At 65.4% G+C, this 18792-nt stretch carries 15 protein-coding genes; 5 read left to right on the top strand and 10 right to left on the bottom strand.

What is annotated here, in order from left to right:
* Positions 1-4 precede the first annotated feature (4 nt).
* Positions 5-613, top strand: coding sequence for a bifunctional 4-hydroxy-2-oxoglutarate aldolase/2-dehydro-3-deoxy-phosphogluconate aldolase (gene eda / locus CHX26_RS06560; protein ID WP_104941679.1), 609 nt, complete (start codon positions 5-7; stop codon positions 611-613).
* On the opposite strand, the gene CHX26_RS06555 is transcribed toward eda, so the two are convergent.
* The 4 genes from CHX26_RS06555 to CHX26_RS06540 form a co-directional block, all read right to left on the bottom strand.
* Complete coding sequence (locus tag CHX26_RS06555; protein ID WP_104941678.1) at positions 610-1530, bottom strand: alpha/beta hydrolase; 921 nt, start codon at positions 1528-1530, stop codon at positions 610-612. The genes eda and CHX26_RS06555 overlap by 4 nt on opposite strands.
* Before the next feature lie 51 nt (positions 1531-1581).
* The gene (locus CHX26_RS06550) at positions 1582-2454 is read right to left on the bottom strand and encodes an ROK family protein (protein WP_233997311.1); all 873 of its coding nucleotides are present in this window, start codon (positions 2452-2454) and stop codon (positions 1582-1584) included.
* Entirely contained in the window at positions 2454-3539 is a 1086-nt protein-coding gene (locus CHX26_RS06545) for a glycoside hydrolase family 68 protein (RefSeq protein WP_104943312.1), read from the bottom strand. Before CHX26_RS06545 ends, CHX26_RS06550 begins: the two co-directional genes overlap by 1 nt.
* A gap of 89 nt (positions 3540-3628) precedes the next feature.
* Entirely contained in the window at positions 3629-6139 is a 2511-nt protein-coding gene (locus CHX26_RS06540; RefSeq protein WP_104941677.1) for a TonB-dependent receptor, read from the bottom strand.
* 220 nt (positions 6140-6359) lie between these two features.
* Between CHX26_RS06540 and CHX26_RS06535 the strand changes: the two genes are divergently transcribed.
* From CHX26_RS06535 to CHX26_RS06520, 4 genes are all read left to right on the top strand, one after another.
* A complete protein-coding gene (locus CHX26_RS06535) occupies positions 6360-7646 on the top strand; it encodes an MFS transporter (RefSeq protein WP_104943311.1) in 1287 nt (428 codons plus the stop codon).
* Between the two features lie 8 nt (positions 7647-7654).
* Positions 7655-8677: a LacI family DNA-binding transcriptional regulator gene (locus tag CHX26_RS06530; protein WP_104941676.1), complete on the top strand. Its 1023-nt coding sequence runs from the start codon at positions 7655-7657 to the stop codon at positions 8675-8677.
* 11 nt (positions 8678-8688) lie between these two features.
* Complete coding sequence (locus CHX26_RS06525) at positions 8689-8946, top strand: hypothetical protein (protein ID WP_104941675.1); 258 nt, start codon at positions 8689-8691, stop codon at positions 8944-8946.
* A 133-nt stretch (positions 8947-9079) separates the two neighbouring features.
* Positions 9080-10882 carry a DEAD/DEAH box helicase gene (locus tag CHX26_RS06520; protein WP_104943310.1) on the top strand — a complete coding sequence of 601 codons (1803 nt, stop codon included), beginning with the start codon at positions 9080-9082 and terminating at the stop codon, positions 10880-10882.
* 77 nt (positions 10883-10959) lie between these two features.
* On the opposite strand, the gene CHX26_RS06515 is transcribed toward CHX26_RS06520, so the two are convergent.
* From CHX26_RS06515 to CHX26_RS06490, 6 genes are all read right to left on the bottom strand, one after another.
* On the bottom strand, positions 10960-12090 hold the full coding sequence (locus CHX26_RS06515) for an acyl-CoA dehydrogenase family protein (RefSeq protein ID WP_104941674.1): 1131 nt from the start codon (positions 12088-12090) through the stop codon (positions 10960-10962).
* A 24-nt stretch (positions 12091-12114) separates the two neighbouring features.
* Complete coding sequence (locus tag CHX26_RS06510) at positions 12115-13311, bottom strand: acyl-CoA dehydrogenase family protein (protein ID WP_104941673.1); 1197 nt, start codon at positions 13309-13311, stop codon at positions 12115-12117.
* A 368-nt stretch (positions 13312-13679) separates the two neighbouring features.
* Positions 13680-14780 carry an LLM class flavin-dependent oxidoreductase gene (locus CHX26_RS06505; RefSeq protein ID WP_104943309.1) on the bottom strand — a complete coding sequence of 367 codons (1101 nt, stop codon included), beginning with the start codon at positions 14778-14780 and terminating at the stop codon, positions 13680-13682.
* Between the two features lie 44 nt (positions 14781-14824).
* Complete coding sequence (locus CHX26_RS06500; RefSeq protein ID WP_104941672.1) at positions 14825-15739, bottom strand: aldo/keto reductase; 915 nt, start codon at positions 15737-15739, stop codon at positions 14825-14827.
* A gap of 2 nt (positions 15740-15741) precedes the next feature.
* Positions 15742-16746 carry a LacI family DNA-binding transcriptional regulator gene (locus tag CHX26_RS06495; protein ID WP_104941671.1) on the bottom strand — a complete coding sequence of 335 codons (1005 nt, stop codon included), beginning with the start codon at positions 16744-16746 and terminating at the stop codon, positions 15742-15744.
* Positions 16743-18731, bottom strand: a complete 1989-nt coding sequence (locus CHX26_RS06490) for an alpha-glucosidase (RefSeq protein WP_104943308.1) — start codon at positions 18729-18731, stop codon at positions 16743-16745. The genes CHX26_RS06495 and CHX26_RS06490 overlap by 4 nt, the downstream gene beginning before the upstream one ends.
* Between the last annotated feature and the right edge of the window lie 61 nt (positions 18732-18792).

Here is an 18792-nt window from a genome sequence, read left to right as displayed (position 1 = left end):
GGCCATGAATATCGACGCCATCATGCGCACCGCGCCGGTCATTCCGGTGATCGTGATCGAGGATGTGGCCCACGCTGTCCCGCTGGCCGAGGCGCTGGTGGAAGGCGGATTACGCGTGCTCGAAGTCACGCTCCGCACCGCGGCCGCGCTCGATGCGATCCGGGCGATGAAGCAGGTTCCTGGCGCGATTGTCGGCGCAGGCACGGTACTGAACCCGCGTGATCTTGACGCGGCGCTGGAAGCGGGGAGCGAGTTCATCGTCTCGCCCGGCCTCACCGAACCGCTGGGCAAGGCGGCGATTGCGGCGGGTGTGCCGTTCCTGCCCGGCATTGCCAATGCGGGCGACATCATGCGCGGGCTCGATCTCGGGCTTGACCGGTTCAAGTTCTTCCCGGCGATGGCGGCGGGTGGCCTGCCCGCCCTGAAGGCGCTGGCCGCGCCTTTCGGCAATGTCCGCTTCTGCCCGACCGGCGGGATCTCCCTTGAGAACGCGCCCGAATGGCTCGCCTTCGATCCGGTGCTGTGCGTCGGCGGGAGCTGGGTCTCCCCCAAGGGCGCGCCCGACAAGGCGGTGGTGGAGACGCTGGCGAAAGAGGCTTTCGGCTTGCGTTAATCGCGCTTCGCCAGCAGCCAGCCGAAAATCTCGGGCAGGCGCGCGGCCCAGGCGTTTTCCTCGTGCTCGGCGCCTTCGTAGACCTTGCTCTCCCAGTCACGGCCCTTCTGCCAGCCCGCGCTTGCGAACCTTGCGTCAATGACCTGCTGATAGGGCGCGTAAAACTGATCAAGCGTCGCGGTGCCGTGGTCCATCCATACCCGGCGCCCGTCAGGCTGGCCGAGCCTTGCCGCGAACCAAGCGTCCCACAGCGCCGCCAGCCCGGCCTCGTCGCCCCCTGCCGTCACGGCGCGCGGATCGAACGCTGGCCAGTGCGAGGAGATGCATCCCGCCCGCCCGAACACGTCGGCGCGTTCGAGGAAGGCATAGCAGCTCATCAGCCCGCCCATGCTCGATCCGACGATGGCGGTATCGTCACGCCCCGGACGGGTGCGGAAGCTCGCATCAGCCCACGATTTCAGCGGTCCCGCGATCCATTCGAGATAGCGGTCGGAGATCACCTGACCGCCACTGGTCATCATGTTCATCTGCGCCCGCAGCGAACCGCTGGTCGCTTCATAGAGGCTGCGGGGGAGATATTGCCGGTGCCGGTCCGCCCCAGGCGCCCAGATGCCGATGATGATATGCGGTTCAACCTTGCCGCTGGCGACGACGGTCAGCATCGCCTTGTCCGCCGCCCAGATCTTGTCGAAATTGCTGTTCTTCACATCGAACAGGTTGTGTCCATCGTGCATGTAGAGCACCGGATAGCGCGCGTCGCCCGCGTCATAGCCGGGCGGCAGCCAGATCGTCAGGCGCTGGTCGGGTAGGCCTGCTGCGGGAACGCGTTCATATTCGATGAGCCGCCCTTGCTCCTCAGCAGCGAGCGGCGCGGCGAGACCCAGCAGCGCCAGAACGGCAGCAATCAAGCGGAACATGGCGACCCCTTCCTCTCTCTACCGCCTTTATCGCGGGGGGAGAGGCAATTCTCAAGCCCTGCCAGCCGTCTCGGCCAGCATCAGCGCGCCGGTGATCCCGGCATCCCCGCCCAGGCGCGGGGCGATGATGCGGTGGCGCACGCCGCCGGGGAGATAGCCATTGTCGAGCTGCCGGGCGCGCTCGGCCACCCGCTGGGTCAGCCCCGGTGTGTTCGCCACCCCGCCGCCGATCACGATGGTCTCCACCGCGACGCTGGCAAACAAGCTATGGCAGGCCTGCGCGATGTAATCGGCGATGATCGCGTGACCGGGATGATCAGCAGGCAATTGCGAGAGCGACACACCCCAGCGCGCGATGATCGCCGGCCCGCTCGCCAACCCTTCGAGGCAATCGCCGTGAGCAGGACATATGCCTGCAAAATCAACATCGTCCTGATGCCTGCGGGGGTAGATATGGCCGATCTCGGGGTGGGCAGCGCCATGCACCGGCTTGCCATCCAGCACTATGCCTCCACCGATTCCGGTGCCGATGGTGAGATAGGCGAGGCCTCCGCCCGCCCCGCCTGCCGCCGCATATTCGGCCAGTGCCGCCGCGTTCACGTCGGTATCGAACCCTACCGGAACGCCCAGCGCCTGTCCGAGGTAGCCGGCGATGTCGCAATCCGCCCAGCCGGGCTTGGGGGTGTTGGTGATGAAGCCCCACTTGGGCGAGGTGCGGTCAAGTTCCACCGGGCCGAAAGACCCGATGCCGAGCGACGTGATCCCGCCCTTCCCCGCCAGCCATTCCGCCGCCTCGGCCAAGGTCGCCTCGGGCGTGCGGGTAGGGATCGTGTGGCGGGCAAGGATGCGGTCGGGCGATGGCCCTACAGCGAGCACGAATTTGGTGCCGCCTGCCTCGATCGCGCCCAACATGGCCCGGGCCATCAGGCGGCGTTCTCGGGCTCGAAGGCGCGCACCCGCGAAACGTCTCCGTCAAGCTCCAGCTGGAGCAAGGGCGCAGGCACGCCGCCGAAACTGCCGTCCGGCAGAACATCGACAAAGCTGCACACCGCAAGCGAGGCGTCGACATACCAGCTATAGGTCTGCTGGGGCTGATCTGCCGGGTTGGCGAGCACCAGACCGCTGCCATTGAGCGGCCGCCACGGCCCGGCCATGCTGTCCGCCACCATCCCGTAAAGCCCCCCCGGTGCGTGGCGCAGATCATCCGCGAAAGTCGCGGTCTGCGTCGACCAGAAGGCGTAGTAATGTTTCCCGTGAAACACCAGATGAGCGCGCTCTAACTCGTTGTTGACGCCCTCTGCATGGAGGCAAGGGGGGGCCAAGACCCACCCTGAAGGCCCCTTGCGCGCCAATCCGAAGGCACCATTGAAGGCCGAGCCTGACCCTGCGAGCGAGGCGGTAAAGGCGATGTATTCGCTGCCATCGGCGGGATCGCGGAAATAGGCGGGATCGCGGAAGGCCTTGATCCGCCCCGGCTCGCCCTCTTGCGCGTCAGCGGGCATGTAATGCGGGCCATAGCCGGTCACGAGCGGCGCCGGGACCGACCAGTCCTGCGGCCAGCCATCACGGCCAAGCGGCGCGCTGGTGGCCCAAAGTTCCTGCTGATAGCCCCCCGCCCTCGCCGCAGTTCCGGCAGCGGTGAAGAACAGTGTCAAGACGTCGCCATCCAGCAGCGCGGATCCGGCCCATTCGCGTTCATAGGGAACGGGCATATCGAGCAGCACCGGGCCGTGATCGACCCAGCCGCCGTCCCGGTGCTCCAGCCAGTGGATCTTCGCCTCGAAATGGCGCAGCGCCGGATCGCCGCGATCAGGCGCAGTCAGCGCCATCCACAAGGCGCGCCCGGCAAGGCTTGCACGCTGGCCGGCCGTGTCCTGCACCGGCCACATATCCCAATAGAACCGGTCAGACGCCAGACCCGACCGCTCCGCCCGCGTCACCGCAGGAATGGCGAGCCTCGCTCCCGTCTCGATCCTGCGCAGGTGCTCGGGCTTCCAGGCACTGCTCATCACGATAATCCACCACCTTGCATCAATCATAAGGAGAGCTGGCCGCCGGGGGAGAGTGGCGGCCAGCCCATGTGCCTCAATTGCGGTTATCAGAAATCAAACCGAACCGAGGCAAGTACCGTGCGACCAGCGATGGAGCGTGCGCGCACCAGCCCGTTGGCCGGGATCGAGCCTTCCTCCGCCTCGGTGAAGCCTGTGGCGTTGAACAGGTTGGTGGCGTTGAGGCCCAGCTCGACCCGCTCAATCGGGCGGAAGGCGAGGAAGGCGTTCACCTGCGCAAAGGCGGGCAGGACGAGGTCATTATTGTCCTGCGTGAAGCTTTCCGTGGTGCCGACGATGTTGGCGCCGAGCGTGAACTGCCGGGTGTCGTATTGCGCGGTCGCCTGATAGACCAGATCGGCCTGACGGCGCGGGGTGTTGCCGATGGTGTCTGGGTTGAGCGCGTCCTTGATCTCCGCATCGGTCCAGGTCGCACCTGCCGAGAGGGTGAACGGCCCGGTGCGATAGGCACCTTCCAGTTCGATCCCGAAGGCTTCGAAAGTGGTGTCGAACAGCACCACCGGCGCGATGTCGACATTGGTTTCCGAAGTTTCGGCATAGAAACCGGTGGCATAGAGCGCGAGACCGCCGGACTGGTACTTTAGACCCGCTTCCAGCTGATCGACCCGCGCGATCACCCCGGCATCGCCGCCCGGCAGGCTGCCGTCGACCGCGCTCACTGCGGGCGAGAACAGGCTGCGGTCGGCCGTGTGGCGCCCGCCCTGGCTGTAGCGCGCGAACACGCCCAGATCGTCGGTCACGAGGTAGTTCGCGCCGAGCGAGAAGCTGAAATAGTCGAAGTCGTAATTGACCGGACGGGCATTGCCGAGCGGTAGCACACTGGTTTGTGCCTCAGCCGGGCTGATCGCGCCGTTATTGTCGAAGTCGAAGCTGGTCAGCCCGATCCCGAAGCCGCTGTCCGTGCCTGTGATGGTGCCGCTGGCATCGCCGAAATCGTAACGGATCGAGGCGTCGATGGTCAGCCGGTCCAGCTCCAGCGAAAGCGAGGCAAAGGGCGCATAGGTCGAATAGTCGACGTCGTAATTGCGGCGGCAGCAATTGCCGAAGAAGCTCGCCCCGAAACCGATCGTGCCGTTCTGAGTAACAAGATTGCCGTTCGGATCGGCGATATCCACCAGCACCGCCTGGCCATCGCCCTGCACCGTCTGAACGTGGCTGGTCCACAGCCAATCGGTGTTGATCGTCTGGCGCGACATGTAGAAGCCGGTGGTGAAATTGGCCGAGCCGCCGCCGAAATCGAACTGCTTGTTGACGCGGAAATCATTGGTAACGTTGTCGAGGCTGTTCAGCCGGACGTTGAACACCACGACTTCCGCCAGCAGGCCGTTCCCGCCAAGCGTGCCGGGGTTTGTGATCGCCTGACCGGCGTTCGGGCCGCTGGCAAAGGACAGCCGCGCCCCGCCGAAGCCGGGGGGCAGCACGCGCGGGGTTTCGGGGTTGTTGTCGTCGTCGATCAGGAACGGGTTGTTGGCGACCGTCTGCGCGGCATCGACCCCGGCCGGGAAGGGCGACTGGAAGCTGCCGGAATTGTCGGCAAAGCGGAACCGGTTGGTCACCGTCCAGCCGCCGCCGACGTCGAACTCGCTTTCGATCCCGAAGGCAAGGCTCTGCACCGACAGGCCTTCACGGAAGTCGAAGCTGGCCGGGTTGTTGTTGCCATCCAGCGTCACCGCCGGGTTCAGGAACGGGCTGTAGAGCGAATCCCTGCGCGGATCGAAACCGGGGATCGCCTGATAATCCGGGTTGCCGCCCGTCCCGCCGACGCGCACCGGCTGCGGCAGGATGGTGGGGGTGCGATCATCGAGATACTTGGCGTGGAAGCGGATGTAGCCGCTGTCGAATTCCTTGGTGATGTTGGCCTTGATCTGGCCGCCGTCAAAGCCGTTGTAGCCAATATCGCGCGGGCCTTCCCCAGTGCGGTAGAAGCCGCCGACATGGAAATAGAGATCTTCCGCCAGTGGCGCGCCGTAGTCGAAATCGAGCCGGTAGCTTTCGAAGTCGAGGCCGACGCTGGCCTGGATCGCGCCGCCTTCCAGCTGGCCGGTCTTGGAAATGAAGTTGATCACCGCACCCGGCGCGTTCGAGGCGAAGGTCGAGGCCGAGCCGCCACGCACCGCTTCGACGCGGGCGACCGAGCGATCGGCGCGCAGGAAGTTGTCGGCATTGCCGAAGATGATGTCGCCGAATTCGAGGATCGGCAGGCCGTCTTCCTGCAGCTGGATGTAGCGCGCACCGCCGGTGGAAACCGGGATACCGCGCACCGCGATGTTGGCATTGCCTTCACCGCCCGAGGCTTCCGAGCGGATGCCGGGGATCTGGCGAATCAGGTCGGCTGCGGACGGCGCGGCCAGATTGGCGATGGTGTCGGCCCCGATGGTGCTGACCGAAACCGAGCTTTCGATGCGGTTCTGGCCGCGGGCAACGGCGGTGACGATGATCTCGCTGCCTTCATCCTCGGCCACATCATCCTGAGCGAAGGCGGGGGTTGCAAGCAGGCCGGACAGGGCAGCACTCGCGCAAAGCGCGTGACGCAGTTTCATCTTCTCTCTCCTCTCGAGTTCGCGCTTCTGCGGCGACGACGATGCCACACCTACTCATCCTGCAAACGTTTGCAACAAGATTCTTGCAATCGTTTGCAAAGAGCCTCCAAACGTGTCAGTTCTGCACCATAGCGCGGCACAGACCGACGTGGCACAATATCTGCGGGAGAGGCATCAAGTGAACGAAAAGCCCCGGCTTTCGCTGTTGCGAATCATCGAGATGAACATCGGCTTTTTCGGCCTGCAGTTCAGCTTCGGGCTGCAGCAGGCCAATATGGGGCCGATCTACGGTTTCCTCGGCGCGGACGAGGCGACCATGCCGCTGTTGTGGCTGGCCGGGCCGATGACGGGGCTCATCATCCAGCCGATCGTCGGCGCGATGAGTGACCGCACCAATTCCCGCCTTGGCCGCCGCACGCCCTATTTCCTGATCGGCGCGGTGATCTGCACACTTTCCCTGTTCGCCATGCCCTATTCCAGCGCCCTGTGGATGGCGGCCAGCCTGCTGTGGATCCTCGATGCGGGCAACAACATCACGATGGAGCCCTATCGCGCCTATGTCGCCGACCGGCTCGCATCCGACCAGCGATCGACCGGGTTCCTGACCCAGAGCGCCTTTACCGGCCTTGCCCAGACTCTGTCCTATCTTGCGCCCTCACTCCTCACCGCCTTCGTGGCCCGCGATGTGCTGGATGCGAACGGCATTCCCGTGATTGTGCGCATCGCTTTCATCATTGGTGCGATTCTATCGATTTCGACCATCGTGTGGTCGGTGTGGCGGGTGCCGGAACTGCCGCTCGATGCCGAGCAACAGGCTGCGCTTGAAGCGAGGCCACTGACGATGCGCGGGACCTTTGCCGAAATTGGTGAGGCGATCCGGGACATGCCGCGCCCGATGCGCCAGCTGGCCGGCGCGATGCTGTGCCAGTGGTATGCGATGTTCGCCTACTGGCAGTACATAACCTTTGCCGTGGGGCGCAGCATCTACGGCACCAGCGACCCGGCGAGCGCGCTCTTTCGCGAGGCGACGCTCACCACCCAGCAGGCAGGCGCGCTCTACAACTTCATCGCCTTTGCAGGCGCGCTGGCACTGATCCCTGTCGTCAGGCGCTTCGGCGCGCGCCAGACCCATGCAGTATGCCTTGCCGCATCGGGCGCGGCGATGCTGATGATCCCTGGCGCTGCCACGCCTCTGGCGCTGTTCGTGCTGATGCTGGGGATCGGCATCGGCTGGGCCGGGATGATGGGCAACACCTATGTGATGCTCGCCGACTGCATCCCGCCGCAGCGCAACGGGATCTACATGGGGATCTTCAACCTGTTCATCGTCATCCCGATGCTGATCCAGACGCTGACCATGCCGCTCATCTACCGTCCGCTGCTGGGCGGCGATCCGCGCCATGTGCTGATGCTTGGCGGCGTCTTGATGCTGGCTGGTGCAGTAGCTACCTTGATGGTGGATGCTGGACATCGCAGACCGCGCGAACAGGAATTTGTCTCCAACTAGGAACAGTCATGCCGGATCGGGATACCAAAGGCACGGTACGCAACATCACCGATCTGGCGCGGCTGGCGGGCGTTTCCCCCGGCACGGTGAGCCGGGCGCTGGCGGGCAAGACCCTCGTCAACGCCAAGACCCGCGAGAAGATCGAGGCGCTCGCCCGCGAACACGGCTTCCGCCCCAACCAGATGGCAAGCGGCCTGCGGCGCCAGAAGACCGGCGTGATCGGGGTGGTCATTCCGCTCGGCCACGACACCCGCCAGCAGATTTCCGACAGCTTCTTCATGACCTTGCTCGGCTTCCTCGCCGACGAGCTGACCCAGCACGGCTATGACCTGATGCTGCGCCGCGTGGTGCCTGATGAGGATGCCGACTGGCTCGACCGTTTCATCGGCTCGGGCATGATCGACGGGGTGATCGTGATCGGCCAGTCCGATCAGTTCGACCGGATCGAAGATGTTGCCGATGGCTACAACCCGATGGTCGTGTGGGGCAATCACACCGAGGGCCAGCGGCACTGTGTGGTTGGAACGGACAACCGGCTGGGCGGCCGGCTGGCAGCAGAACGCCTGATTGCTGCCGGGGCAAGGCAGATCGCCTTCCTCGGCGATACCGGCCCGATGGAATTCGCCGCGCGCTTTGCCGGGGCGCAGGATGCCGCCGCGCGGCTGGGCCTGCCTCGCGTGATGGCGCTGCCGACGCATCTTTCCCCCGAACGCGCCAGCTCCGAAATTTCCGGACATCTCGCCGCGCATGGCGGCTATGTCGACGGGATCTTCGCGGCCACCGATACGCTGGCGGCGCTGTGCCTGACCGAACTGCGCAACAAGGGCCTGTCAGTGCCGGAGGACGTCAAGCTGGTCGGCTTCGATGACCTGCCGATCGCGCGCCAGACGGTGCCGCCGCTGACCACGGTGCGGCAGGATATCGCTGCGGGCGCGCGGGGCCTGGTCGATCTGCTGCTGCGGCGGCTGGCGGGAGAGACCACCGAAAGCCTCGTGCTCCCGCCCGAACTGATCGTGCGCAAGACGGCCTGAGCTGCTCACTGATGGACATGGCCGACCTCCTCCACCGCTATTTCGGCACCCGCGATCTTGCCGCCATCGCCCCCGCCGCCCTGCCTGACGGGATCGAGCGGATGCGGGTCGATTTCGGCATGATGCAGGACCGCGGGCAACGCTTTGCCTTGTGGAGCCTGCTGGTGGTGCTGGGCGATGCGCCTGATCTTGATATCGCCTGCGCGCACGAGGAAGACCGCGAGGCGGCGCGCAATCTGCTCGACCTGCTGGCCGCCGCACCGGAATAACGCAGTCCCGCACACAAAAGCGCAAGCCAAACCGCATCGAAGTGTGTATGGGGCGCGCTTTGATGCGCTGCGCGTCATCGTTTTTGCGCTTCGCCTGGCCAAGCGCGCATCTCTGCCTGAAAGCTACTTCCCCATGTCTTTTCCCGATTGTCCCGCTGGCCTCGCCGAGGCCTTGACCGCGCGCGGCTACGAAACACTCACGCCCGTTCAGGCCGCCGTGCTGGAGGCGGACGCGCATGGTCGCGATCTGGTCGTCTCGGCGCAGACCGGTTCGGGCAAGACGGTCGCTTTCGGGCTGGCCTTTGCCGATCAGGTGCTGGGCGAGGATGGACGGGTGCGCCGCGCCGCCGGGCCGCTGGCGCTGGTGATTGCCCCTACCCGCGAACTGGCGCTGCAGGTCGCGCGTGAACTCGACTGGCTCTACAAATCGGCCGGTGCGCGCATTGCCACCTGCGTGGGCGGGATGAACCCGCAGGTCGAACGCCGGGCGCTCGCGGCAGGCGCAAACATCGTGGTCGGCACGCCGGGGCGTCTGCGCGATCATCTCGAACGCGGTGCGCTTGACCTGTCCGCGCTGTCAGCCGTGGTGCTGGACGAAGCCGACGAGATGCTCGACATGGGCTTTCGCGAGGAGCTGGAGGAAATCCTCGACGCGACCCCGGATGAACGCCGGGTGCTGATGTTCTCGGCCACCATGCCCCGCCCGATCGAAGCCCTTGCCCGCCGCTATCAGCGCAATGCGCTGCGGATCGAGACCGGGACGGCGGAACGCGGGCATGGCGATATTGCCTATCAGGCGGTCACCGTCTCACCCTCGGAAATCGAGAACGCGGTGGTCAACCTGCTGCGCTTTCACGAGGCGGAAACCGCGATCCTGTTCTGTGCGACGCGCGACAATGTCCGCCACCTCCATGCGACCTTGCAGGAGCGCGGCTTCGGCGTCGTCGCGCTGTCGGGCGAACATTCGCAGTCGGAACGCAATCAGGCGCTCCAGGCCCTGCGCGATCGCCGTGCGCGGGTGTGCGTGGCGACCGATGTGGCAGCGCGCGGGATCGACTTGCCCTCACTCAGCCTCGTCATTCATGTCGAAATTCCGCGCGATGCCGAAACCTTGCAGCACCGTTCGGGCCGGACGGGCCGCGCCGGCAAGAAGGGCGTGGCCGTGCTGATCGTTCCCTTCCCGCGCCGCAAGCGGGTGGAAGCGATGCTGCGCCATGCCCGGATCAACGCCGAATGGACCGCCGCGCCTGACCGCGAAGCGATCATCGCAGCCGACAAGGTGCGCCTGCTCGACAAGCTGATGCAGCCCGTCGAAGTGACCGATGGCGATCGCGAACTGGCGGACAAGCTGCTGGAAACGAAGAGCCCGCAGGAGATCGCGGCGATGCTGGTACAGGCCCACCGCGCCGCCATGCCCGAACCCGAGGAACTGCTGGCGCAGAGTTTCGAAGCACAGCGCGAGGCGCAGAAAGCCCGCCACCGCGAGGGCTTCGAGGATACGGTGTGGTTCCGGATGGATATCGGCCGCCGCCAGAACGCCGATCCGCGCTGGATCATGCCGCTCATCTGCCGCCGCGGCCATATCACCCGCAATGAAATCGGCGCGATCCGCATCGCCCATGCCGAAACCTATTTCCAGATCCCCCGTGCCATTGCAGGCAAATTTGCAGACGCGGTCGCAGCAACAGCGGGGAGCGAGGAGAATGGCGGCTATATTGCCATCGAGCATTCTACCGAGCCGCCGCGCATGGCCGCGCGCGAGAATGCCCGGCGCGGCAAGCCCAATGCCGGCCCCGCCCCGCAGCGCCCCTTCAAGGCCAAGCCCTCTGCTCCGGGGGCCACTCAGGCCAAGCCCCGGCATTTTGCCAAGGGGCCGGGCAAGGCGACGGGAAAGCCGCAGGGCAAGTTCAGGGGCAAACCCAAGGGCCGCGATTAAACCCCTGTGTCCGAAACAAAAAAGCCCCGCTCTCGCCATTGTGAGAGCGGGGCCTTTTCTGATCAAAGGCGCGGGCCTCAGCTCAGCGCGACGTGGCGCTTCAGATGGTGATCGACATTGCCGAATTCGCTGTCGAAGATCGTCAACCGCTTGAAATAATGGCCGATGGCATATTCGTCGGTCACGCCGTTGCCGCCGTGGATCTGCACCGCTTCCTGCCCGATCAGCCGCGCCGCCTGGCCCACGCCGACCTTGGCGGCGCTCACAGCCAGCTTGCGGGTGCGCTCGTCCGAGCCGAGGCGCAGGGTTGCCAGATAGGTCAGCGACACCGCCTGTTCGTAGGCAGTGTACATGTCGACCATGCGGTGCTGTAGGACCTGAAAGCTGCCGATCGGCACGCCAAACTGCTTGCGCTGGCGGCTGTATTCCACCGTCATGGCATGGGCGACCTTCATCGCCCCGCAGGCTTCGGCACACAGGGCGGCGATGGCTTCGTCGGTGACGGTCTCGATCAGCGCCAGCCCTTCGCCCTCGGCCCCGATCAGCGCCTCGGCACCGACCGACACGTTCTCGAAATAGACTTCCGATGCGCGGCGGCCATCGACCGTCACATAATCGCGGGTGGTCACGCCGGGCGTGTCTTTGGCAAGCACGAACACCGAGACGCCCGAGCGATCCCGCCGCTCGCCGCCGGTGCGGGCGGTGACGACGAGGTGGCTCGCCCAGGGCGCGCCGATGACGACCGCCTTGTGGCCGTTGAGGACATAGCCCGCCCCGTCCTTCTTCGCGGTGGTCTCAAGATCGGCATAGTCATAGCGCCCGCGCGGCTCGGCATAGGCGAAGGCGAAGACCGCGCTCCCCGAAACGATCGCGCCGATATGCTCTTCCTTCTGCGCCGCCGTTCCGGCGTGCTTCAGGAACCCGCCAGCGCACACCACTGTGGGGATAAAGGGTTCAACAACAAGGCCTTTTCCGAATTCCTCCATGATCACCATGGCATCGACCGCGCCGCCGCCGAAGCCGCCGTCGGCCTCGGAGAACGGCATCCCGAGAATGCCCAATTCGGCCAGCTGCGCCCAGATTTCCGGCCGCCAGCCCTCGGCACTGGCGATGGCCTTGCGACGCTCCTCGAAGCCGTATTGCTCACGCACCAGCCGCGAGAGGCCGTCGCGCACCATGCCCTGTTCTTCGGTGAAGTTGAAATCCACGAATTCTCTCCCGTCCTTCAGGCCTTACAGACCGAGGATCATCTTGGTGATGATGTTGCGCTGGATCTCGTTCGATCCGCCATAGATGCTGGTCTTGCGCATGTTGAAATAGGTCGCCGCCGCGTGGGTGGCATAGTCGGGGCCGACCGGGTGTTCATTCGATCCGTTGTCGTTCGACACCCCGCCCATGTAAGGCGCAGAGTAGGTACCGACCGCTTCCAGCGTCAGTTCGGTGAGGCGCTGCTGGATTTCGGTACCCTTGATCTTGAGGATCGAGCTTTCCGGCCCCGGCCCCTTGCCCGCCTGTTCGCCCGCCAGCGTGCGCAGCTCGGTGATTTCCAGCGCGGCGAGATCGATTTCGAGCTGGCTCACCTTCTTGGCGAAGTCGAAATCCTTGATCAGCGGCTGGCCATCGAGCGTCTCGTGCGTCGCGATTTCGCGCAACTTTTCAACGCCGCGCTTGCTGCGCGCCACGCCCGCGATGCCGCTGCGTTCGTGGGCGAGCAGGAACTTGGCATAGGTCCAGCCCTTGTTCTCCTGACCGACAAGGTTCTCGACCGGCACGCGCACGTCGGTCAGCCAGGTCTCGTTGACCTCGTAGCCGCCATCGAGCAGCTTGATCGGCTTCACTTCCACGCCCGGCGTCTTCATGTCGACGAGGATGAAGCTGATGCCTTCCTGCGCCTTGGCGGTGGGATCGGTGCGGCACAGGAAGAAGCCCCAGTCGGCGTGCTGGGCAAGCGTCGTCCAGGTCTTCTGGCCGTTGATGACGTAGTGATCGCCGTCACGCACGGCGGTGGTCTTGAGGCTGGCAAGGTCGGAGCCTGCACCCGGTTCCGAATAGCCCTGGCACCACCACACGTCGCCGCTGACGATGCCGGGCAGGTGCTTGGCCTTCTGTTCGGCATTGCCGAAGGTGTAGATCACCGGGCCGACCATCGACACGCCGAAAGGCAGCGGCATGACGGCGTTGATGCGGGCGTTTTCTTCCGACCAGATGTAACGCTGGGTCGGGGTCCAGCCGGTGCCGCCATATTCGACCGGCCATGCCGGAACCGACCAGCCCTTCTTGCCCAGCACCTTGTGCCAGGCGAGGAAGTCCTCGCGTTCCATGTCTTCGCGCATGCCGAAATCGGCGAGATGCTTGGGATAATTCTCGGCGATGAAGGCGCGGACTTCGTCACGGAAGGCCTGCTCTTCGGGGGTGAACTCGAGGTTCATCGGGGTCTCTCCTCTCAAATCGGTTTCGATTTGAGATACGTCTTGTCACCGTGAGGGGACGCGGAAAAGAGGAAATTATCGACCCCGCGCCGAGGGCAAGGGTGCAGTAGGGGAAGGTTTCACGTGAAACACCGCGCAAGCGGGGGCCAAGCGGGGTCTGGAGGGGGCCTAGGGGGCGGCAAGCAGGGGCATGACCCCGCGCAGATTCGCGCGAAGGGGGCGGCTGGCGCGGCCTACAATTCCGGAAGAGGGGTGGTGTTGGACTTTTTCCCCGCCCCGGGCTTGACCCGGGGCCCAGCTATTCTTCTTGCGGCGGATATGCAGCAAGAAAGCTGGGTCCCGGGTCAAGCCCGGGACGGGGTGGTGGATCACATCTCCAGCGGGCCGTGCTGGATATGCGGCAGCACATGGCGCGCGAACAGATCGGCCTCCTGCATGTGCGGATAGCCCGACAGGATGAAGGCCTCGATCCCCTCGGCCTGATAGGCGCGCAGTTTCGCCAGCACCTGGTCGGGCGTGCCGACGATCGCCGCCCCGCAGCCAGAACGCGCGCGGCCAATGCCGGTCCACAGGTTCTCCTCGACAAAGCCATCGCCATCGGCCGCGCCGCGCAGCTCCTGCTGGCGCTGGACGCCGTAGTTCTTGGCGTCGAGGCTCTTTTCGCGGATCGCGCGGCCCGCCTCGTCGTCCAGCTTCGACAGCAGGCGGTCGGCGTAGTGGCGCGCCTCGTCCTCGGTCTCGCGCACGATCACGTGGACGCGGTAGCCGAACTTGAGCGTGCGCCCGTAACTGGCGGCGCGGGCCTTGAGGTCGACGATGTTCTCGCGCACCTTGTCCATCATGTCGGGCCACATCAGGTAGACGTCCGCCGCCTCAGCCGCACATTCGCGCGCTTCGTGGCTGAGGCCGCCGAAATAGAACGGCGGACACTTGCCACTGAGGGTGGTGATCCGCGGCGGATCGAGTTTGAGCTTGTAGAACTCGCCATCGAAATCGAGGTGTTCGCCGTTCAGCAACGTGCGAACGATCTTCATGATCTCGGTGCCGCGGCGGTAGCGCGGGCCGCTCTCGATCTTTTCGCCCGGCATGTCCGAGGAGATGATGTTGACGTTGAGCCTGCCCCCGGTGCCGGCCGCATTCGGGCCGAGGATGCGGTCGAGCGTCGCGATCCGGCGCGCCAGTTGCGGCGGCCAGTCCTCGCCCATGCGGGTCGCCCACAGCAGCTTGATGCGCTTGACCTGCGTCGCGACGGCGGCAGCGAAGATCGTGGTGTCGACCCCAAGCTGGTAGCCCGAGGGCAGGAGGATGTTGTCGAACCCGCCTTCCTCGGCGCGCAGCACGAGGTTGCGGCAATGCTCCCAGCTCGATTGCAGATAGGGATCGGGGACGCCGAGGAATTCGTAATCGTCGTCACACAGCGCGGAAAACCACGCGATTTCGCATTGTTGCGCAAGGGGGGGCTGGCTCATTTCCTCAGGTTCCTCGTCCAAATCTTGTGTTCTCGTGGGGCCAATCAGGGCAGCGGCACGCCCCGCGCCGCGACCAGCACGGCGTACCAATCGGTGCGCGTCCAGCGGACCTTGAGCGCCTGCGCCCCTTCCGCGATGCGGGCGGCGTTCTGCGAGCCGATGATCGGAATGATCCCCGCCGGATGCGCCATGAGCCAGCTATAGGCCGCGACCGTGCGCGACACGCCTTGCGCCTCGGCCACCACATCGAGCGCCGCCGCCACCGCCTTGTTGCGCGGCGTTTCCGGCGCGGCCAGACGCCCGCCTCCCAGTGGCGACCACGCCAGCGGGGTCAGCCCCAGCATCATCGCCTGATCCAGTTCGCCGTTCTCGAAGCAGTCGATCCGCAAGGGGCTGATTTCCGGCTGCGTGCTGACCAGCTTGTTGCCAAGGAAATGCTGGAGCGCGGCAATCTGGGCCTGCGTGAAATTCGACACCCCCAGCGCCCTGATCTTGCCGCTCGCCACCGCATCATCGAGCACCCTCGCCACCTCCTGCGGGTGAGCGAGGATATCGGGACGGTGGATCTGCCACAGGTCGACACTGTCGACCTTCAGGCGGCGCAAGGAATCCTCGATGGCCTTGTTAAGATAGGCCGCGCTCTGGTCGTAAGGCAGCGGCGGCAGGATACCGCCCTTGGTCGCCAGCACCATCTGATCGCGCAGGCGCGGCTGGGTCGCCAGCACCTCGCCCAGCAGCACCTCGGCATCGCCAAAGCCGCCATTACCGTCGAAGCCGTAGATATCGGCCGTGTCGAGGAAGGTGATCCCCGCTTCCAGCGCCGCGTGCACCAGCCTGGCCGCGTCGGCAGCGGTGCGGCCATCCTCGGCCAGCCGCCACATGCCCCAGGCGATGGGGGAGACGTCTATCCCGCTGCTCCCGAGCGTACGGGTTGCAGGCGGCAGGGGCAGTTCACTCATTGTCAGTTCCTCTTGGGTGGAGCGACCGAGGCGCGCTCGACAAGGTCATGGGGCAGGCGCTTGTGGGTGATGTCCCCGCCTGCGATCAGGATCTGGGTTGCCGTCCGGGCAAGCTCGGCCATCGGCTGGCGAATGGTGGTGAGCGGCGGCCAGACGGTGCGCGCCAGCGTGGTATCGTCGAAGCCCGCGACCGAAAGCTCGGCAGGCACGTTGATCCCCCGGTCATGCGCCACAGCGAGCACGCCGGCGGCCATGTCGTCATTCGACGCGAAGATCGCGGTCGGGCGATCGGGTTGATCGAGCAGCGCCCGCGCGCCCGCCACGCCGGAATCGAAGTCGAATTCGCCATCGACCACCAGCCCCGGCTCGAACGGGATGCCGACACGGTCAAGCGCGCGGCGGTAGCCGAACAGCCGGTCATCGGAGGCCATGTGGTTCGCATGGCCCTTGATGAACCCGATCCGGCGGTGGCCTGCATTGATGAGGTGCGTCGTCATGTCGTCGGCGGCCTGCGCGTCGTCCATGAACACGCTGGAGGTGAGCGCGTGGTTGGTCCCCGGCGAGATCCGCACGAACGGCACATCCATCCCCTCAAGCGCCCTCAGCACCGGATCGCAGTCGGTGACGGGCGAGGACAGGATGATGCCGTCGACATGGGTCTCGCTAACAAGGCCGCGCACCTGCTCCCCGACGCGCGGGTCGGCGACGTCGACGGGTTGCGCCAACAAGCGGATGCCGTTCTCGTGGCACACGTCCCAGCAGCCCTTCTGGATCTGGAACATGTAATAGGGGCTGTGATTGTCGTAGATCAGCGCGATCTGCCCCGATTTCGCACCCGACAGGATGCGTGCGGCAACGCTCGGCCGATAGTCGAGCTCGGCCATCGCCTGTTCGACCCGCGCCTTCAACTCGGCGCTGACATAGGGGTGGCCGTTGAGCACGCGGCTGACCGTCTTGACCGCGACGCCTGCGCGGGCGGCGACATCCTTGATGTTGGCGCGGCTCATGCGGCTACTCCGGCGAACAGGTCGGCAAAGGCGCTGTCAGGACGATAGAAAACCGGCGGCTCACCAATGGGTGCAGGCACGTTATGCCAGCCGGACGCGAAGTCCTGCCCGCTCCACACATGCCGCCATGCCCCTTCCGGAAGATAGACCTTGCGCATCACCGCCCCCGCCTCGATCACCGGTGCCACCATCAGGTCTGCGCCATAGAGGAACTGATCCTGAATCGTGAAGGTCTCGCGATCTTGCGGATAGTGGAGGAACAGCGCACGCTGGGCGGGCAGGCCGGCATCTCGCGCCTCGGCGACGAGGTGGCGCACATAGGGCGCGAGGCTCTCGTGAACACGGCTCCAGCGCACGAAACCTGCGATCAGTTCGGGCGAGGAGTCGATCTGGAGATTGTCGTCCGGCCGGTTGCCCTCATGCGTGCGGAACACCGGGCTGAAGGCGCCGAGTTCGTACCACCTCAGGATCAGCTCCTCGGTCCGCACATTGCCGAACAGACTGGTGTAGCCGCCGACATCCGAATGGCTGAAGGCATTGCCGACCAGCCCCGATGACAGCGCGGCGGTGATCACCGTCCCGATCCCGTCATGGCGGCTGAAATCCACCGACTGGTCGCCCGCCCACAGCAAGGGGCAATGGGCCTGCACCCCGGTGTGGCCTGCGCGCATGAACCACAGCACATCGCCTGTCCGCCCCCTTGAGGCGACCGCACGGGCGTTGACTTCGGCCCAGCGGACGGGCCAGCGGTTATGCTCCTGCATCGGATCGCCATCGTGGAGGCGCAGGTCGGTGGGGAGATACTCACCAAAATCGGCCATCCACCCGTCAAGGCCGAAATCGAGCATCCGCTTGCCGATCACTTCTTCCGCGAACCAATCGGCAGCGGCGGGATTGGAGAAGTCGACCACGCCGGCATCGAACTCGCCGAAATCGACGAGATAGGGCGCGTCGCTGTCGAGCCGCCGGGCGAAGTAGCCTTGCGCGACCGCCTCGGGATAGAGCGGGCCGTCGACCGCGAGATAGGGGTTCACATAGCCGAGGAAGCGGATGCCGCGCGCCTTCAACGCCGCGATGCGCTGGGGCAGATCGGGGTAGCGGGCGGGGTTCCACTGCCAGTCCCAGAACAGGCGGCGCCCGAAGCTCGTTTCGCGGATACCGACCCAGTCCTCGCACCACAGGCCGGCGACCGCCGCGCCCGCATCAATAAGCCTTTCGAGCCGCGCGAACGAGGCCTCGCCCTGCTTCAGGCCGACCACCGCCCCGCCCAGCGCCCATTCGGGCAGGCTCTGGCGTGGGCCGAAGCGCGCGGCAAGCTGGCGAGTGAGGTCAGCGGGCGCGCCTTCGAACAGGTCGATCGCCATCTCGCCCGACCAGACATGAACGCGCAGCCGTCCCGCCTCGGTCGCGTCGAGTTCGACATATTCCGTATTGGCAAGGCTGATCGCCCAGCCGCCCGAGCACAGCACCGTGGGTTCAGGGTAATTGGTCGTCCAGTAATCCCCGCCCGCAAAAGAGCCATCGGCACTGGCCTGATCGGTCAGCGGCGTACCGGGTTCGCGCCCGACGCCCGGCTCGCTCGTCCAGATCGGGAATTTTCGCCCATTCAGAGCAAGATAGCTCATCTGCTCGCCGCCGCCCCACAGCACGTCATCGGGGGCGAGAGTGAAGTCGAGCGTGACGCGATCCTCCGGCCCGAACGCCCGCACCGTCAGCCGCGATGCGCCCGGCGCAAGAGTCACAGCGGCCTTCGCGCTGCCATCGGCGCTCGAAAGCAACCATTGGCCCTCACCCTGCATTTCTGCGCAAGCCAGTGGCCGCAATGCCACAGGGGCATCCGAAAGGCGGAAATTGCCGCGCACCATCGTCACTTGCGGATTACCACAAGACAATGAAATAGATGGATTATCCGATCGGTGGGCAAGGATTGTCCGGCCTGCAATTCGCAGGTCGAACCCTCCTTCGATGGCAGTGATCTGCACCATCAAGACCCCGTTTTCCTGTCCCGGACTACGCGCCAACCCAATCTGACACCGCTTGACATAC

It is taken from the genome of Porphyrobacter sp. HT-58-2, assembly GCF_002952215.1.
Lineage (GTDB): Bacteria > Pseudomonadota > Alphaproteobacteria > Sphingomonadales > Sphingomonadaceae > Erythrobacter.
This window is presented reverse-complemented; position numbering and strand designations above follow the sequence as displayed.

Excerpts from the sequence above, each read along its gene's own strand:
- CHX26_RS06510 (WP_104941673.1), bottom strand. The coding sequence starts at position 13,311 with ATGAACCTCGAGTTCACCCCCGAAGAGCAGGCCTTCCGTGACGAAGTC.
- eda (WP_104941679.1), top strand. The coding sequence starts at position 5 with ATGAATATCGACGCCATCATGCGCACCGCGCCGGTCATTCCGGTGATC.
- CHX26_RS06550 (WP_233997311.1), bottom strand. The coding sequence starts at position 2,454 with ATGGCCCGGGCCATGTTGGGCGCGATCGAGGCAGGCGGCACCAAATTC.
- CHX26_RS06530 (WP_104941676.1), top strand. The coding sequence starts at position 7,655 with ATGCCGGATCGGGATACCAAAGGCACGGTACGCAACATCACCGATCTG.
- CHX26_RS06500 (WP_104941672.1), bottom strand. The coding sequence starts at position 15,739 with ATGAGTGAACTGCCCCTGCCGCCTGCAACCCGTACGCTCGGGAGCAGC.
- CHX26_RS06555 (WP_104941678.1), bottom strand. The coding sequence starts at position 1,530 with ATGTTCCGCTTGATTGCTGCCGTTCTGGCGCTGCTGGGTCTCGCCGCG.
- CHX26_RS06505 (WP_104943309.1), bottom strand. The coding sequence starts at position 14,780 with ATGAGCCAGCCCCCCCTTGCGCAACAATGCGAAATCGCGTGGTTTTCC.
- CHX26_RS06545 (WP_104943312.1), bottom strand. The coding sequence starts at position 3,539 with ATGAGCAGTGCCTGGAAGCCCGAGCACCTGCGCAGGATCGAGACGGGA.
- CHX26_RS06540 (WP_104941677.1), bottom strand. The coding sequence starts at position 6,139 with ATGAAACTGCGTCACGCGCTTTGCGCGAGTGCTGCCCTGTCCGGCCTG.
- CHX26_RS06525 (WP_104941675.1), top strand. The coding sequence starts at position 8,689 with ATGGACATGGCCGACCTCCTCCACCGCTATTTCGGCACCCGCGATCTT.
- CHX26_RS06520 (WP_104943310.1), top strand. The coding sequence starts at position 9,080 with ATGTCTTTTCCCGATTGTCCCGCTGGCCTCGCCGAGGCCTTGACCGCG.
- CHX26_RS06490 (WP_104943308.1), bottom strand. The coding sequence starts at position 18,731 with ATGGTGCAGATCACTGCCATCGAAGGAGGGTTCGACCTGCGAATTGCA.
- CHX26_RS06495 (WP_104941671.1), bottom strand. The coding sequence starts at position 16,746 with ATGAGCCGCGCCAACATCAAGGATGTCGCCGCCCGCGCAGGCGTCGCG.
- CHX26_RS06535 (WP_104943311.1), top strand. The coding sequence starts at position 6,360 with ATGAACATCGGCTTTTTCGGCCTGCAGTTCAGCTTCGGGCTGCAGCAG.